This is a genomic window from Streptomyces sp. NPDC057854 (assembly GCF_042797055.1).
Lineage (GTDB): Bacteria > Actinomycetota > Actinomycetes > Streptomycetales > Streptomycetaceae > Streptomyces.
Genome location: NZ_JBHVMF010000018.1, coordinates 131,205 through 147,413 on the forward strand (window position 1 = coordinate 131,205; position 16,209 = coordinate 147,413).

The following is a 16,209-nucleotide window of genomic DNA, read 5'->3' on the forward strand; positions in this document are numbered from 1 at the left end:
GTCGATCAGTCCACCGTCACGTAATCGGGGCCGGAGTAGTGGCCGGTCGCCATCTTCTGGCGCTGCATCAGCAGGTCGTTGAGCAGGCTGGAGGCGCCGAAGCGGAACCAGTGGTGGTCCAGCCAGTCCGGGCCGGCCGTCTCGTTGACCAGCACCAGGAACTTGATCGCTTCCTTGGTGTTGCGGATGCCGCCGGCCGGCTTCACGCCGACCTGCACGCCGGTCTGCGCGCGGAAGTCGCGCACCGCCTCCAGCATGAGCAGGGTGTTCGCCGGGGTGGCGTTGACCGCGACCTTGCCGGTCGAGGTCTTGATGAAGTCGGCGCCGGCCATCATGCCGAGCCAGGACGCGCGGCGGATGTTGTCGTACGTCGACAGCTCACCGGTCTCGAAGATCACCTTGAGGCGGGCGCGGTCGCCGCACTCCGCCTTGATCGCGGCGATCTGCTCGTACACCTCCAGGTAGCGGCCGGCGAGGAAGGCGCCACGGTCGATGACCATGTCGATCTCGTCGGCGCCGGCGGCGATCGCGTCGGCGGTGTCGGCCAGCTTCACGGGGAGGGCCGCGCGGCCCGCCGGGAAGGCGGTGGCGACCGAGGCGACCTTGACGTCCGAGCCCGCGAGGGCGGCCTTGGCGGTGGCCACCATGTCGGGGTAGACGCAGACGGCGGCGGTCGTCGGGGTCGTGCGGTCGGTCGGGTCGGGGTGGACGGCCTTGGCGGCGAGGGCCCGGACCTTGCCCGGGGTGTCCGCGCCTTCGAGCGTCGTCAGGTCGATCATGGAGATGGCCAGGTCGATGGCGTACGCCTTGGCCGTGGTCTTGATCGAACGGGTGCCGAGGGACGCGGCGCGCGCCTCCAGGCCCACGGCGTCGACGCCGGGCAGCCCGTGGAGGAAGCGGCGCAGCGTGCTCTCGGACGCGGTCACGTCGGCGAAAGCTGCTGCTGCGGATGCAGTGGTGGGCATGGTCACCAGTCGAGCATATCTACGCGCGTAGCGACCTGTACAGGGGAGGGCGGCCGGGGAGGCCGAGGTCAGGGGGCGGGGGACGGCGTGGTGGTCGGGCGGGGAGGGGTGCGGCGGCGGGGTGCGGGGGGCGTGAACGGGGGCGCGTGAAAGGGGCGTCGGGGGTCGTGACGGCTGTCACGCGCTCGTGACACGGAACGGACGGATCCCCCATACGAGATCTTTAGATTCTTATCAGCAGCCAGCGAGAACTCACCGGCCCTCCCCGAGGAGACATCAGCGGCGTGCGACTCGTCCATTCCGCCACCGAACCTCTTCGGGAGTCGTCATGCGCACCGCCCTCCGCACCGCCCTCGCCACCGCGCTCGTCGCGGGTGTCGCCGCCACCCCGGTCCTCGCGGCCGGCAGCGCCTTCGCCGCCGGTACCGCCCCGGCGCCGAAGCCCGCCGCCGCGGCGCCCGCGCCAGCCGGGAAGACGGCCGGTGCCGTCCAGAAGCCGGCCGTTCCCACCGGGAAGCCCGCCGTTCCCGCCGGGAAGCCCGCCGTTCCCGCCGGGAAGCCCGTTCCCGCCGCGAAGACGCCCGGGAAGGCCGCCGGCGCCGCTGCCGCCCCCGCCGCCCCCGCCTCCTCCGCCGACACCCCGGTCCGGACCGTCCGGCTGGCCGGCGGGATGACGGCCCAGGTGTTCCGGCGCGGCGACCAGCACCCGTACTACACCGCCACCGTCGTCCGCGACGGCCACACCCTCGGCGAGCTGAAGGCCGGCGGCGGGTACCCGGCGAAGGACACCCGGATCATCGTCGGGCACGTGGTGACCCTGGACTTCCAGGGCAAGGTCACCGCCACCGCCATCGGCCCGAACGGCCACCTGCTCCGCACCGACACCCTCGCCGGCGGCCTGTCCGCCCGGGTGTACGCGCGCGGCGACCAGCACCCGTACTACACCGCCACCGTCCAGCGGGCCGGGCGGACGCTCGGCGAGCTGAAGGCCGGCGCCGGCTACCCGGCGAAGGAGACGAAGGTCTTCGCGGGGCACGCGGTCACCCTGGACTCCGGCGGCACGGTGACCGCCGTCGCGACCGGCACCGGGCAGGGCACCCTGGTCGGCACCCGGACCCTCATCGGCGGCACCGTCGCCAAGATCTACAAGGTGAACGCCCTCCACCACCGCGCCGAGCTGTTCCGCGACGGCCACCGCGTCGGGGTGCTGGACGCGAACACCCGGCCCGCCGCCGGCAACGACAACGGCGAGTTCTTCGTCCTCCACCCGGAGGGCGGCGTCCACAACTGGGTCGGCAACTACCGTCCCGGCGCCACCCCCGGCATCTACCGCCTCGCCGACGGCACCGTCCTGGAGCTCGTCCGCACCGACGGCCGCTACGGCCTCCGGCTCGCCGAGGGCGGCGAGGGGCGCGGCGTCCTGTACGTCAACGGCGACCGCGCGGCCTGGACGTTCGGCAAGGCCGTCGTCGTCCTGGAGCGCGACGGGGGCTTCGCCGCCTACATCCCCGGCTCGGCGAAGCAGGCCGCGCCGCAGCCGTACGGCATGGGCGGCGGCGGCCAGGGCCAGGAGCGCCCGGTCGACACCGACCCGGACGCCCTCGGCCCGTGCACCGTCACCACCTTCGCCGACATCGGCGCCGGCACCGAGGCCAAGCTGATCATGAGCCCGAAGGGCCCGAAGGCGAAGCTCATCACGGCCGGGGACGACAAGGTCGTCGGCGTCCTCGACCGCGCCCACCCGTCGCTGCCCGCGAGCGCCGGCATCGTCGCCCGGATCGTCGACGCGTACGGCGCCGCCCCGAAGCTCTACACGAAGACCCAGGGCGGGGTGACGGGCTCGACGCACGCCTTCCCGAAGCTGCCCAAGGGCTGCGTCCTCAACGCCGTGCCCGGCGCGCAGGGCGGGGGCGCCGCCCCGCAGGGCGGTCAGACGTCGGTGATCCCGCGCGGCGGGGTCGCGGCCGGCGCCGAGCTCGCCGCCGAGGACAGCTCCGCCGTGCCGGCCGCGGCGGGCGTGGGCGCCGCCTCGCTGGCCGCCGCCGGCCTCGTCTTCACCGTGCTGCGCCGCCGCGCGGCGGGCACCCGGGGCTGACCCGTACCGCCCGGAGCCGGCCCGTACCAACCGGGGGTGCTGCCCCCATCCCGCCCCGTCCCAGGCCGGCCGTCGCGCACCCCGCGGCGGCCGGCCGCGTCCGCCCGGAGGTCGTCCGTGAGCCGTCGTCGTCGTTCGCTTCACGCCCTGCTGGGGGTGGTCGTGCTCGGCGCGCTCGCCGGGTGCGCGGGCGGGGGCGACGGCGCCCCGGCCACCCCGCCCGCCCACGTCGCCGAGTCCGCCGGGCCCGCTCCCGCCGAGCGGGCCGGGGCGGTCCGCCCGCTCGGGCGGTCCCTGCCGGTGCGGGTGCGGCTGCCCGCCGCCGGGGTGGACGCCCGGGGCGTGCCGGAGCTGGGGCTGAACGCGGACGGGACGGTCGAGGTGCCGTCCGTCGCGCAGGCCGACCGGATCGGCTGGTACGGGAAGGGCGTCACACCCGGCGAGACCGGGCCCGCCGTCCTCATCGGGCACTTCGACACCGCGCGCGGACCGGCCGTGCTGAAGGACGTGTCCCGGGTCCGGGTCGGAGACGAGGTCACCGTGGACCGCGCGGACGGCACCGCCGCCGTCTTCCGCGTCCGCGAGCTGGAGCAGGTCGACAAGGACGCCTTCCCGACCGCCAAGGTCTACGGCGACACCCGCCGCCCCGAACTGCGGATCGTCACCTGCGGCGGCGACCTCGTCGACGGGCACCGGCCCGACAACATCATCCTGTACGCCGACCTGGTCGCCGCCCGGCCCGCCTGAGCGGGCCCCGCGCGGGGCGCCCGAGCCCGCCGGCGGCTCCTGAGGCAGAATCGGCGGCATGACGAGCCGCACGCCCTCCGAGCCGAGCCCCGAGTCCCCCGCCGCCGACCGCGTCTACCGGTCGTCGTTCGGCATCGCGGGAGGCGTCTTCCTGCTCGCCCTGACGCTCGTCTTCGCCGCCGACGCGCTGGTGCGCGGCGAGGGCCGGGCGCCGTGGCTGGCGCTGGCCGGGCTGCTGCTCGCCGTGCCGCTGATCACCGCCTTCACCCTCCGGCCCGCCGTGTACGCGAACGAGGAGCGGCTGCGGATCCGCAACCCGTTCCGGGCGATCCTGCTGCCGTGGGGCACGGTCGCCGACGTGCGCGCCGGCTACTCCAGCGAGGTCTTCACCGACGACGGCGGCAAGTACCAGCTGTGGGCGATGCCCGTCTCGCTGCGGCAGCGGAAGAAGGCCGCCCGCCGGGCCGCCCGCGCCTCCCAGGACGATCCGCACGGGCGCACCTCCGCCACCGCCGACGTCCGCGACAGCGCGTCCCGGATCGCGCCGAGCGACCAGAACGTCGCCGATCTGCGCGAGATGGCCGAGACCTACCGCGGCCGGCCGGGCGCGCAGGGCGTGCCGCAGGTGCGGTGGGCGTACGAGATCATCGTCCCCGCCGCCGTCGGCCTGGTCCTGCTGGTGGTCCTCGGCGCGACCGGCTGAGCCCCGCGTCCGCCGCCCGCACCCCGCCGGTGTCCTAGGGGCAACGGCGGGGTGAAGCATGCCCCGCCCCGATGGTTTAGCGCCCAACGATCCCGGCCCGGTCAATAGATTGCCCGTGCCGAGACTGTGGGGGTGGGGGCCATGACCAAGGGCACCGGTGTGTCCGGGACGCGTTGTCTGGTCGACGTCAGAGCCGACGGACGCTACGGCTGGCGGCTCGTCGCGCAGAACGGGCGGGTGGTGGCGCGGTCGGGGCAGTGCTTCGCCGACCACACCGCCTGCCGGGACGCCTTCGCGGCGCTGTGCGCCGGGCACGCGGCCATGGGCGGCGGGGTGCAGCACACGACGGGCGGCAACGGCTGGGTGTGGCTGCTGCGGGACGCCGAGGGCCGGCCCGCGGCCCTCTCCGGGAGGGCGTACGAACGCCACTCCACCTGCCGCTCCGCCTACGACCGCTTCCGCGCCCTGCTGGCCGCCGAAGCCGCCCACTGGAGCACAACCGCCTTATGGTGAACGGAAGTTGCCCGTCGGAGGCCTCTCGTTCAGACCGAGTGACGCGGGCGGCCACCGGACCGGACTTCTGTCCCTTCCGTGACGACCGAGACGACCGATCCGCCCGCGCCGCCCGGCGCCTCTGGCCCCTGGCCCGACGGCCTGCCCGACATCCCGAGACGGCTGCACGCCGACCCCGGCCCCGCCGACCGGGTGTTCCGCGGCGTCGCCCGCACCGGCGGCGGGCTCGTCCTCGCCGTGATGCTCCTCGTCGGCGGCTTCCTGCTGCACCGCGCCTGGCAGGCCCTCGACCGGGCCGGCGGCTCCTTCCTCACCACCGAGAACTGGGAGCCCGACGCCGGGAACTTCGGCATCGCCGCGGTCCTCCTCGGCACCGTCCTCATCGCCCTCGTCGCGATCGCCGTCGCCGTCCCGCTCGCCACCGGAGCCGCGCTCTACATCTCCGAGTACGCGCCGCCCCGGCTGCGCCGCACCCTCATCTCCACCGTCGACCTGATGGCCGCCGTGCCCTCGGTCGTCTACGGCCTGTGGGGGGTGTTCTGGCTGGAGGAGTCGATCCTGCCGATCGCCCGCTGGATCTCCGCGTACTTCGGCTGGATCCCCTTCCTGCGCGTCGACGGCGCCGACCCCGACGACCCGCTCGCCCCGCCGACCGTCTACACCTCCTCCACCTTCGTCGCCGGCCTCGTCGTCGCCATGATGGTGGCGCCGATCATCTGCTCGATCATGCGCGAGGTCTTCTCCCAGGCCCCCGCCGGCGAACGCGAGGGGGCGTACGCGCTCGGCGCCACCCGCTGGGGCATGATCCGCTCCGTCGTCCTGCCCTTCGGCAAGGGCGGCATGATCGGCGGCACCATGCTCGGCCTCGGCCGCGCCCTCGGCGAGACCATCGCCGTCTACATGGTCATCTCGCAGGTCTTCACGATCCAGTGGCACGTCCTCCAGACCGGCACCAGCTCCGTCTCCTCGCTCATCGCCCTGCGCTACGGCGAGGCCACCGCCTTCGGCATGTCCGCCCTGATGGCGGCCGGTTTCGCGCTCTTCGTCATGACCCTGATCGTCAACTTCGCCGCCTCGTCCATCGTCGCCCGCAGCCGCTCCGGCGCGTCCAGCGACGCGTAACAGGGGAGCCTCCATGACCCTCGCCCCGGAGCGGCCGGCCCTGCGCCCGCCCACCGGCCAGGCCCCGCCCGCCGGACCCGAACGCCGCCGCACCACCACCGGCCCCCGGGCCACCGACGTGTACGCCGTCCTCGGCGCCGCCGCCGCCGCGCTCGCCCTCACCTGGCTGCTCTTCGACCGGCTGCTGCCCTTCTCCGGCACCGTCGGCTTCGCCCTCGTCGCGTACGCCCTCTTCCTCGGCCTCTACGCGCTGCTCGTCTCCTTCGACGAGGACGGGCCCGCCGTCCGCGACCGGGTCGCCGGCGTCGTCGTCCGCACCCTCGGCCTCGTCCTCCTCGCCGTCCTCGTCTTCGTCGTCGCCTTCACCCTGTGGGAGGGCCGCGAAGCCCTCGTCCACCTCAACTTCTTCACCGAGGACATGAGCCTCGCAGGCCCCCTCGAACCGCTCGACACCGGCGGCGTCCTGCACGCCGTCGTCGGCACCCTCGAACAGGTCGGCATCGCGCTCGTCCTCACCGTCCCCGCCGGCATCGTCTGCGCCGTCTTCCTCAGCGAGGTCCCCGGCCCCTTCGCCCGCCTGGTGCGCACCATCGTCGAGGCGATGACCGCGCTCCCGTCGATCGTCGCCGGCCTGTTCGTCTACGCGACCGTCATCCTCGCCCTCGGCATGGAACGCTCCGGCCTCGCCGCCGCCCTCGCCCTCTCCGTGATGATGCTGCCGATCATCATCCGCGCCGCCGACGTCGTCATCCGGCTCGTCCCCGGCACCCTGCGCGAGGCCTCGTACGCCATGGGCGCCTCCCGCTGGCGGACCGTCTGGCACGTCGTGCTGCCCACCGCCCGCTCCGGCCTCACCACCGCCGTCATCCTCGGCACCGCCCGCGGCGTCGGCGAGACCTCGCCGGTGCTGCTCACCGCCGGCTTCACCGCCGAACTGAACGCGCTGCCGACCTCCGGCGCCCAGGTCTCCCTGCCGCTCGCCACCTTCGAGCTCGTCAAGTCGCCCGAACCGAACATGATCGCCCGCGGCTTCGGCACCGCCGCCGTGCTGATGCTCCTCGTCCTGCTGCTCTTCGTGCTCGCCCGGATCGCCGGCGGGCGCGGCCCCGGGCAGCTGACCCGGCGCCAGGAGCGGCGCCGCGCGGCGGCCTCCCGCGAGGACGCGGCCCGCTTCGCCCGCGCCTCCGTTCTTCCGTCCCCGCCCGCACCTCCGAGGAGCACGCCGTGAGATCGCCCGTCCCGCTCACCCGCACCCTCCTGGGCCTGGGCACCGTGCTCTGCGCGCTGCTCGCCCTCCTCGCCGGCCCGCCCGCCGCCCAGGCCGCCGGCTACGCCAAGATCACCGGCTCCGGCTCCACCTGGAGCTCCAACGCCGTCGAGCAGTGGCGCCGCAACATCGGCGCCAACACCGGACTGACCGTCAACTTCAACGCCAACGGCTCCTCCCAGGGCCGCGAGCAGTTCAAGAACGGCACCGTCGACTTCGCCGTCTCCGAGATCCCGTACGGCCTCACCGACGGCGGCGCCACCGACGTCCCGCCGCGCCGCGGCTACGCGTACATGCCGATCGTCGCCGGCGGCACCGCCTTCATGTACAACCTGCGCATCGGCGGCCGGCAGGTCACCAACCTGCGCCTCTCCGGCCCGGTCCTCGCGAAGATCTTCACCGGGCAGCTGACCCTGTGGAACGCGCCCGAGATCAAGGCCGACAACCCCGGCCTCACCCTCCCGGCACGCCGGATCGTGCCCGTCGTCCGCTCCGACGGCTCGGGCACCACCGCCCAGTTCACCACCTGGCTCGCCAAGGAGCACGGCTCCGTCTGGAACGACCACTGCCGGCGCGCCGGCCGCTCCACCCCCTGCGGCATGACCTCCTACTTCCCGGTGGTGCCCGGCACCACCACGGTCGCCAAGTCCGGCTCGCTCGGCGTCTCCGCGCACGTCCGGCAGCCGCAGGGCGAGGGCGCGATCACCTACGTCGAGTACTCGTACGCCGTCAACGCGCACTTCCCGGTCGTCAAGGTCCTCAACCGGTCCGGCTACTACGTCGAGCCGACCGCGCAGGCGGTGGCCGTGGCGCTGCTCCGGGCCCGCATCGACACCGACCGCTCGTCGGCGAACTACCTCACCCAGATCCTCGACGACGTCTACCGCTCGACCGACAACCGCGCCTACCCGCTGTCCAGTTACAGCTACATGGTCATCCCCACCTCGGAGACCGCCCCGCACACCACCGACAAGGGCCGCTCGCTCGGCACCTTCGCCCGCTACTTCCTCTGCGAGGGCCAGCAGCAGGCCGAGGAGCTCGGCTACTCGCCGCTGCCGAGGAACCTCGTCCAGGCCGGCTTCGACCAGGTCCGCCGCATCCCCGGCGCGCCCACCGGCGCCGTCGACCTGTCCTCCTGCCGCAACCCCACCTTCTCCGCCGACGGCACCAACACCCTCGCCAAGAACGCCCCGAGGCCCAAGGCGTGCGACCGGCAGGGCACCCAGCAGTGCGCCGACGGCACCGGCGGCGCCCGCGGCACGGCCACCCCGGTCGGCAACAGCGGCGGCGGCACCGGCGGTTCGGCCACCGGAGGCGGCGGCGCCACGGGTGGCTCCGGCGGCGCCGGCTCCGGCGGCGGTGCGTCCGGCGGCGGTCCGGGCGGCCCCACCGGCGGCGGCACGGGCGGCGGCGGCACCGGCGGCGGAGCCGGTACCGGATCCGGTACGGGCTCCACCGGCGCGACCGGCACCACGGGCGCCGGCACGGGAGGCGCCACCGGCACGGGCGGCACCGGCGGGTCCACCGGCGGCGCGGCCACCGGCACCGGCGGCACCGGAGGCCCGGTCGTCGACCCCGACACCGGCGACATCGTCGACGGCGGCGGCGCGGGCGGCGCGGGCGGCGCGGGCGGCGCGGCGGCCGGCGGCGCGGACGCCGGCGGCTACGCCGGCAGCCCCGTCACCGGCACCCCCGTCACCCTCGCCGCCGACTCCGGCGCGGGACTGCGCGGCCTGCTGATGGTCCTCTCCGCCTTCCTGCTGCTCGCCACCGTCATCGCCCCGCCGCTCGTCGGGCGCTTCCTCACCCGCCGCGCCGACCGCCAGGGAGGAACCCGATGACCCCCCGCCGCATCCGCGCCGACGGCCTCGGCGCCCTCCTCGCCGCGCTCCTCCTCGCCCTGCTGCCGCTGCCCCAGGACCCGCCGGCCGCCGCCGCGGAACCGGCCGGCTCCGCCGTCACGCTGCGCGGCTCCAAGGGCCCGCACGACGACTTCACCGGCCTGGAGGTGACCGTCCACCAGACGAAGAACCTGCGGGGACAGGGCCTCCGGGTGACCTGGAAGGGCGGCAGGCCGACCAGCCAGGGCACGAACTTCCTCCAGATCATGCAGTGCTGGGGCGACGACCCCGCCGGGCCGCGGCGCGAACAGTGCCAGTTCGGCGCCACCAGCATCAGCGCGCTCGCCGTCGGCGTCGACATCGGCTCGCGGCGGCTCGTCGCCGGCCAGGACCCGCTGGAGAAGCAGTACGCCGAGGACATCCCCGACCCCGAGTACCCGGGCCAGAAGACCAGCCCCTTCGTCCCCTTCACCCCCGTCTCCGGCCCGCCGACGAAGAAGGTCACCGACTGGACCTACTTCAGCCCCGGCGACACCAATGAGGAGCCGTACGCCGTCACCCAGCCCGACGGCACCGGCGAGGTCGGCTTCCACCTCCAGTCCACCCGCGAGGCCCCCCACCTCGGCTGCGGCGCCCCCGTCGGCACCGGGGCGAAGGCGCGCGGCCGGGGCTGCTGGCTCGTCGTCGTACCCCGCGGCTCCTTCGACCCGGACGGGACGCAGAACAACCACAAGCCGCAGAGCTCGCCCTTCTCCCAGACCAACTGGAACCAGCGGCTCGTCTTCCCGCTCGACTTCCTGCCCGTCGGCGACCCCTGCCCCACCGACCGCGAGGAGCGCCGGATCACCGGCTCCGAACTGGCCACCGAGGCCGTCACCTCCTGGCAGTCCGCCCTCTGCGCCGGCGACTCCACCCGCTTCACCTTCTCCCAGCGCGGCGAGGAGCTCGCCCGTTCCGGACTGCTCCACCCCACCTCCACCTCACCCGGCCTCGCCTTCACCGTCGAACCCGTGCCGGGCGGCGAGAAGGCCGGCTTCGTCCACGCGCCCGTCGCCGTCACCGGCCTCACCGTCGGCTTCTTCTGGGAGGCCGACCGGATCGGCCTCGTCAAGGACCTGCGGCTCAACCAGCGGCTCCTCGCCAAACTGCTCACCCTGTCCTACCCGTACGACGTCCGGGTCGGCGTCGCCGGCCTCGAACCGCTCGCCCACCTGAAGGGAAACCCCGTCTCGATCATCCGCGACCCGGAATTCCTCGCACTCAACCCGAAATTCGCCGAGGCGCCGCAGGGCGAGATGAACTACCCCGGCGGAATCCTGCTCTCCGCCGAACGCTCCGACACTGCCAGGGTCGTCTGGGACTACGTGCGCAGCGATCCCGCCGCACGGGAATTCCTGGACGGGAAACCCGACCCGTGGGGCATGAAGGTGAATTCCTCCTACGCGGAGCTGGACGTCGCCGGCACGAGCCTCTACGAGTTCCCCAAGGCCGACCCGTCGGAGACCCCGCTCACCGTCGGCGAGAAGACCATCGCCTACGGCGCGCTCGACCGCTCCCCGTACGCCAACGACTTCCACGACGCCGCCCGCTGGATCCGGCGCGGCAGCCACAACTCCAAGTTCGAGGCCGAGGACGACACGGCGACCGGCGGGCTCAAGCTGAAGGCGGCGCCCGTCGTCCCGGGCTCCCGCCGGGCGTACGGCATCGTCGACCTGGCCTCCGCCGCCCGCTACGGCCTGGAGGCGGCGGCCCTGCCGAACGCCGACGGCCGCTTCGTCCTCCCCACCCGCGCCTCCCTGACCGAGGCCGTCGGACAGCTCGCCGACTCCTCCGTCCCCGGGGTCCTCGCCGCCGACCCGGCGCGGGCCAGGAAGGGCGCCTACCCGCTCACCGTCGTCACCTACGCCGCCGCCTCCACCGCCCTGCCCGACGCCGCCCGCCGGGACTACGCGCGGGTCATGCGGTACGCGGCCGGCCCCGGCCAGCGGCAGGGCCTCGCCCCCGGCGAACTGCCCCCCGGCTACGCGCCGATGCCGGCGGCGCTGCGGCAGCGGGCCGCCGCCGCGGCCGACCGGCTGGAGCGCGGCGCGCCGCCCCGGCCCGGCGGCACGGCCGGCACCGCGGGCGGCACCGGCACGTCCGGCGGGACCGGCGGCCCGGGCACGACCGGGACGGCGCCCGGCTCCGGTGCCGGCGGCACGGGGACGGACGGCGGCGCCACCGGCGACGGCTCCGGCACCGCGTCCGGCTCCGGTACGGCCTCCGGCGCGGACGGCGGCACCAGCGGCTCCGGAGCACCGTCCTCCGCCCCGCCCGGCGGCTCCGGCGGCGCGTCCGGCGGCGGCGGCGCGGGCGGGGCCGGCTCCGGCGGCGCGCCGGGGGAGCAGCTCGCCGCGTCCACCGGCACCACGCCTTCCGCGGTGCTCGGCTGGATCCGCTGGGTCCTGCTCGCCGTGCTGGTCGCCGGCGGTGTCGCCGGAATCGCAGGACCCGCCGTCCTGGGATTCGCGGGCCGCCGCCGCACCCCCGCGGATTCACCTAGGACAGGAATTCGTCACCTGAAAAAGGACTGGGTGTAGTGGTTCCCGGATCCACCGGTACGGAATTCTTGTTCCCGGCCGGTCGACGGACCGGCCGGGAATTCCAGAATCCGGATCTGCTTGCGCGTCCATTCCATGACACATCCGTTTTTCACGGAGGAGATCAGAAGTGAACGTCAAGTCCCGCGCTCGTATCGGTGCCGCCCTCGGTGTCGCCGCCCTCGGCCTCGGTGTCGCCCTCGCCCCGGCCGCCCAGGCCGACCCCAACCCGGTCACCCAGTACCGCACCCTCGCGGGTGTCGGCTCCGACACGACCCAGGACGTCATGAACGGCCTCGGCGACGTCGTCGTCAACGCCTTCGGCCAGAAGATCATCGCCTCCTGGAACGCCACGGGCACCGCCACCGTCAAGACCAAGGCCACCGGCTGTGTGATCAACCGCCCGAACGGCTCCTCGGCCGGCATCGACGCGCTCCGCAACGCCGTGGACACCAACTCCGGCTGCCTCGACTTCGCCCGCTCCTCGCGCGGCCCCGTCGACACCAGCACCACGGACCTCACCTGGATCCCCTTCGCCAAGGACGCGGTCTCCTGGGTGAAGCGCTCCGACAGCGCCCTGCCGGCCACCCTGACGACCGCGCAGCTCAAGGCCGTCTACGAGTGCAGCCTCACCTCCCTCAACGGCGTCGCGCTCACCCCGCTGCTGCCGCAGGCCAACTCCGGCACCCGCCAGTTCTTCCTCTCCTCCATCGGCGTCACCACCCCCGGCTCCTGCGTCACGCAGGGCGCCCAGGAGAACGACGGCACCGTCCTCGACTCCGCCGGTGACATCGCCCCCTACTCCGTCGCCCAGTACACCGCCCAGGAGAAGGGCGCCGTCGCCGACCGCCGCGGCGCGGCCGTCCTCGGCTCCGTCGGCGGCGTCGCCCCGCGCAACGCCGACACGACGCTCAACCTGTCCTTCCCCTTCGTCCGCGACGTCTACAACGTCGTCCCGACCGCGAAGCTGACCAACGCCACCGTCGCCCAGACCTTCGTCGGCTCGTCCTCCAAGGTCTGCGCCGCCACCTCCACCCTCACCACCTACGGCTTCGGCGCCCTCGGCGCCGGCTGCGGTGCCACCACCCTCAAGGGCGAGCGCTGACCAGCCCCCTCCCCTGACCGCACACCGGCCGGGCACCCCCGTGGTGCCCGGCCCCCGGCGTACCCCGCCGGCCACCACGATCCGCGACCCACGACATCCACCCGCACCGGAGGACATCCACGCCATGCCCAAGCCCACCGCCCTCAGATCACCCGTGGCGCTGCTCACGGCCCTCGCCCTCCTCTGCGGCACCCTCGCGACCGTCCTGGCCCTGTCCACGCCCGCCTCCGCCGCCACCCGGCACGGCACCGTCACGCTGACGCCCGCCTCCGGCCCCCTCTCCGCCGGCCCGGCGTCCGTCACCGCCTCGGCCGCCTGCCCCGCGCCCGCCGACCCCGCCCGGCCGTACGTCAAGGGCGTCCTCGTGCTGGTCAACCCCGGCGACCCGGCCGCCACCGCGCCGATAGCCGAGGTCGCCCCCGGCGGCCCGCTCGGCACCACCCCGCTCACCGGCCCGCTCACCGCCCCCGGACCCGGCTACGCCACGCTCCAGGACCGGCTGCGCGAACTCGTCCCCGCCGGACCGCTCGACGGCCGGTACGAACTCCGGCTCTCCTGCGAGACCGCGGACTCCGAGGCGCGGGCCGAGTACTTCTCCCAGATGATCGAGGTCACCGGGGAGGACTGGGCCGCCGTCAGCCAGCAGGCCACCAACCTCAAGCTCGCGTCCGACAGCGCCACCCCGCCCGCCGGCCGCCCCTTCCCGATCCGGGCGACCGTCGAACCGGCCACCGCGACGGGCACGGTCAGCTTCCTCACCCTCGACACCGCGACCGGCGAGGCCAAGGACCTCGGCACCGCCGAAGTCGTCTCCGGCACGGCGCAGATCACGGCCACCATGCACGACGAGGTCAACCTCGTCTTCCCCGTCCTCGCCCAGTACACCCCCGCCGACCCCGCCGCCTGGACGCCCTCCCAGGCGCTCCACGAGTTCGCGGCGGGCCCGGCCACCACCCCGACCCCGACCGACACCCCCACCGGCCCCACGGGCACCCCCACCCCCACCGACACCACCCCGACGCCCACGGACGGCCCCACCGACGACCCGACGGACGAGCCGACCGACGACCCGACCGACGGGCCCACGGACGAACCCACGGACGAGCCCACCCCGACGGACACCCCGAGCGGAACGCTCACCGCCACCGCCCCGCCCACCTCCGGCACCTCCGGCGGCTCCTCCGGTGACAGCGGCTCCACCGGCACCGGCTCCACGGGCACCTCCGGCGACACCGGCACCTCCGGTGCGACCGGCGGCGGCTCCGGCTCCTCCGGCGGCGCCGCCCCGCAGGGCGGCAGCGGCGGAACCCTCGCCGCCACCGGCGCCGCCTCCGCCGCCTCCGCCGCGCTCGGCGCGCTCGCGCTCTGCCTGCTCGGCGCCGCCGCCATGATCACGGTCCGCCGCCGCAAGGCGGTCGTCCGGCCGTGACCACCGCACCGGCACCAGCCGCCCCCCGCGCCGGGCTCGGCCTGGCCGGGGCGGCGCTGTGCGTCCTCGCCGCCCTCCTCATCGGCTTCGCCGCCAACCTGACCGTCGTCGGCCACCTCCAGCACGCCCGCGACCAGGCCACCGCCTACGACGAGCTGCGCGAACAACTCGCCCTCGGCACCGCCCCCGTGGGACAGACCACCTACGACGGCAAGGCCGTCGCCCCCGGCGACCCCGTCGCCCTGCTCCGCATCCCGGTCCTCGGACTGCGCGAGGTCGTCGCCGAGGGCACCACCTCCGGGATCCTGATGTCGGGACCCGGCCACCGCCGCGACACCCCGCTGCCCGGCCAGGCCGGGCAGGCCGTGCTCATGGGCCGCCAGTGGGGATACGGCTCCCCCTTCAACGACCTGCACCGGCTGCCGCCCGGCGCCCGCGTCGAGGTGACGACCGGCCAGGGCGAGGCCGTCTACGAGGTGACGGGCGTCCGCCGCCCCGGCGACCCGACCCCGGCGCGCCTCAAGGACGGCGAGGGCCGGCTGACCCTGGTGACCGCGAGCGGCGGCGCGTACACCCCCGAGGACTACCTCTTCGTCGACGCCCGGCTGACCGGCGACGCCCAGCCCAGCCCGCCGCGCCCGCTGCGGCCCGGCTGGATCACCGACGCCGAGAAGCCGCTCGCCGGCGACCCGGCCGCCTGGCCGCAGATCTTCCTCGGCGCCCAGGCCCTGCTCCTCGCCGCCGTCCTCACCGTCCTCGCCCGCCGCCGCTGGGGCCCCCGCCAGACCTGGATCGCCGCCACCCCGGTACTCATCGCCCTCGGCGTCCTGGTCTCCGGCGAACTGACCCGCCTCCTCCCCAACCTCCTCTGAACCCCTGAACCCCTGAACCCCCTGAACCCCTGAGAGCCCCTGAGCTGTCTGAGCTCTCTGAGCCCTGACCTTCCTGAACCTCCTCCGGACCCCGTGGAGCCGATGCCGCCATGACCGACCTCGCCGACACCGTCACCCTGCCGCCCGTGCCCGCCGGGAAGCCGCCGGCCGGCCGCGCCGGCGCGCTCGAAGCCGAGGCCGTCTCCGCCTGGTTCGGCGACCGCAAGGTTCTCGACCGGGTCTCGCTCGCCATGCCCGCCCACGAGGTGACCGCCCTCATCGGCCCCTCCGGCTGCGGCAAGTCCACCTTCCTCCGCATCCTCAACCGGATGCACGAACTCATCGGCTCCGCCGCCCTGTCGGGCCGGGTCCTCCTCGACGGCGCCGACATCTACGACCGTGGCCGCCGCATCACCCACGCCCGCCGCGAGATCGGCATGGTCTTCCAGAAGCCCAACCCGTTCCCCGCGATGAGCCTGTACGAGAACGTCCTCGCCGGCCTCAAGCTCGGCGGCGTCCGGGCCGGCCGCGACGAGAAGGACGCCCTCGTCGAGGAGTGCCTGACCCGCGCCGGGCTCTGGAACGAGGTCAAGGACCGGCTCCGGCAGCCCGGCGGCGCCCTCTCCGGCGGCCAGCAGCAGCGCCTCTGCATCGCCCGCGCGCTCGCCGTCCGCCCCCGGGTGCTCCTCATGGACGAGCCCTGCTCGGCCCTCGACCCCACCTCCACCCGGCGCGTCGAGGAGACCATCGCCGAGCTGAAGTCCGAGGTGACCATCGTGATCGTCACCCACAACATGCAGCAGGCCGCCCGGGTCTCCGACTCCTGCGCCTTCTTCCTCGCCGAACAGGGCACGCCCGGCGTGATCGTCGAACACGGCCCCACCGAGGCGATGTTCGGCGCCCCCGCCGACCCCCGCACGGCGGACTACGTCAACGGCCGCTTCGGCTAGGGAAGCCGGCGACGCGGCGGA

The 16,209-nt window shown here is 74.8% G+C and carries 13 protein-coding genes; 12 read left to right on the forward strand and 1 reads right to left on the reverse strand.

The window, feature by feature from the left end; all coding sequences use genetic code 11:
* Nucleotides 1-5 precede the first annotated feature (5 nt).
* Entirely contained in the window at nucleotides 6-965 is a 960-nt protein-coding gene (gene deoC / locus ACFVQZ_RS25060) for a deoxyribose-phosphate aldolase (protein WP_030496883.1), read from the reverse strand.
* A gap of 328 nt (nucleotides 966-1,293) precedes the next feature.
* Between deoC and ACFVQZ_RS25065 the strand changes: the two genes are divergently transcribed.
* The 12 genes from ACFVQZ_RS25065 to ACFVQZ_RS25120 all read left to right on the forward strand — a co-directional run bounded on the left by ACFVQZ_RS25065 (nucleotide 1,294) and on the right by ACFVQZ_RS25120 (nucleotide 16,188).
* Nucleotides 1,294-3,060, forward strand: coding sequence for a hypothetical protein (locus ACFVQZ_RS25065; RefSeq protein WP_383626223.1), 1,767 nt, complete (start codon nucleotides 1,294-1,296; stop codon nucleotides 3,058-3,060).
* A 117-nt stretch (nucleotides 3,061-3,177) separates the two neighbouring features.
* On the forward strand, nucleotides 3,178-3,807 hold the full coding sequence (locus ACFVQZ_RS25070) for a class F sortase (protein WP_383626226.1): 630 nt from the start codon (nucleotides 3,178-3,180) through the stop codon (nucleotides 3,805-3,807).
* Nucleotides 3,808-3,865: 58 nt separating this feature from the next.
* Nucleotides 3,866-4,510: a PH domain-containing protein gene (locus tag ACFVQZ_RS25075; protein ID WP_383626229.1), complete on the forward strand. Its 645-nt coding sequence runs from the start codon at nucleotides 3,866-3,868 to the stop codon at nucleotides 4,508-4,510.
* Nucleotides 4,511-4,651: 141 nt separating this feature from the next.
* A complete protein-coding gene (locus tag ACFVQZ_RS25080) occupies nucleotides 4,652-5,023 on the forward strand; it encodes a DUF1508 domain-containing protein (RefSeq protein ID WP_030498617.1) in 372 nt (123 codons plus the stop codon).
* Between the two features lie 78 nt (nucleotides 5,024-5,101).
* A complete protein-coding gene (gene pstC / locus ACFVQZ_RS25085) occupies nucleotides 5,102-6,145 on the forward strand; it encodes a phosphate ABC transporter permease subunit PstC (RefSeq protein ID WP_081959725.1) in 1,044 nt (347 codons plus the stop codon).
* 13 nt (nucleotides 6,146-6,158) lie between these two features.
* The gene (pstA, locus tag ACFVQZ_RS25090) at nucleotides 6,159-7,373 is read left to right on the forward strand and encodes a phosphate ABC transporter permease PstA (RefSeq protein WP_383626232.1); all 1,215 of its coding nucleotides are present in this window, start codon (nucleotides 6,159-6,161) and stop codon (nucleotides 7,371-7,373) included.
* Nucleotides 7,370-9,253, forward strand: coding sequence for a phosphate ABC transporter substrate-binding protein PstS (gene pstS / locus ACFVQZ_RS25095; RefSeq protein ID WP_383626235.1), 1,884 nt, complete (start codon nucleotides 7,370-7,372; stop codon nucleotides 9,251-9,253). The genes pstA and pstS overlap by 4 nt, the downstream gene beginning before the upstream one ends.
* Nucleotides 9,250-11,832 (forward strand): hypothetical protein, encoded by a 2,583-nt coding sequence (locus ACFVQZ_RS25100; protein WP_383626238.1) that lies wholly within the window; start codon nucleotides 9,250-9,252, stop codon nucleotides 11,830-11,832. Before pstS ends, ACFVQZ_RS25100 begins: the two co-directional genes overlap by 4 nt.
* Nucleotides 11,833-11,962: 130 nt before the next feature.
* Nucleotides 11,963-12,937, forward strand: a complete 975-nt coding sequence (locus ACFVQZ_RS25105) for a substrate-binding domain-containing protein (RefSeq protein WP_051788518.1) — start codon at nucleotides 11,963-11,965, stop codon at nucleotides 12,935-12,937.
* 124 nt (nucleotides 12,938-13,061) lie between these two features.
* A complete protein-coding gene (locus tag ACFVQZ_RS25110) occupies nucleotides 13,062-14,366 on the forward strand; it encodes an LPXTG cell wall anchor domain-containing protein (protein WP_383626241.1) in 1,305 nt (434 codons plus the stop codon).
* Nucleotides 14,363-15,238, forward strand: a complete 876-nt coding sequence (locus tag ACFVQZ_RS25115; RefSeq protein ID WP_030497171.1) for a sortase domain-bontaining protein — start codon at nucleotides 14,363-14,365, stop codon at nucleotides 15,236-15,238. The genes ACFVQZ_RS25110 and ACFVQZ_RS25115 overlap by 4 nt, the downstream gene beginning before the upstream one ends.
* 110 nt (nucleotides 15,239-15,348) lie before the next feature.
* Entirely contained in the window at nucleotides 15,349-16,188 is an 840-nt protein-coding gene (locus ACFVQZ_RS25120) for a phosphate ABC transporter ATP-binding protein (RefSeq protein WP_030497172.1), read from the forward strand.
* Nucleotides 16,189-16,209 lie beyond the last annotated feature (21 nt).

Excerpts from the sequence above, each read along its gene's own strand:
- deoC (WP_030496883.1), bottom strand. The coding sequence starts at position 965 with ATGCCCACCACTGCATCCGCAGCAGCAGCTTTCGCCGACGTGACCGCG.
- ACFVQZ_RS25065 (WP_383626223.1), top strand. The coding sequence starts at position 1,294 with ATGCGCACCGCCCTCCGCACCGCCCTCGCCACCGCGCTCGTCGCGGGT.
- ACFVQZ_RS25075 (WP_383626229.1), top strand. The coding sequence starts at position 3,866 with ATGACGAGCCGCACGCCCTCCGAGCCGAGCCCCGAGTCCCCCGCCGCC.
- ACFVQZ_RS25080 (WP_030498617.1), top strand. The coding sequence starts at position 4,652 with ATGACCAAGGGCACCGGTGTGTCCGGGACGCGTTGTCTGGTCGACGTC.
- pstA (WP_383626232.1), top strand. The coding sequence starts at position 6,159 with ATGACCCTCGCCCCGGAGCGGCCGGCCCTGCGCCCGCCCACCGGCCAG.
- ACFVQZ_RS25100 (WP_383626238.1), top strand. The coding sequence starts at position 9,250 with ATGACCCCCCGCCGCATCCGCGCCGACGGCCTCGGCGCCCTCCTCGCC.
- ACFVQZ_RS25110 (WP_383626241.1), top strand. The coding sequence starts at position 13,062 with ATGCCCAAGCCCACCGCCCTCAGATCACCCGTGGCGCTGCTCACGGCC.
- ACFVQZ_RS25120 (WP_030497172.1), top strand. The coding sequence starts at position 15,349 with ATGACCGACCTCGCCGACACCGTCACCCTGCCGCCCGTGCCCGCCGGG.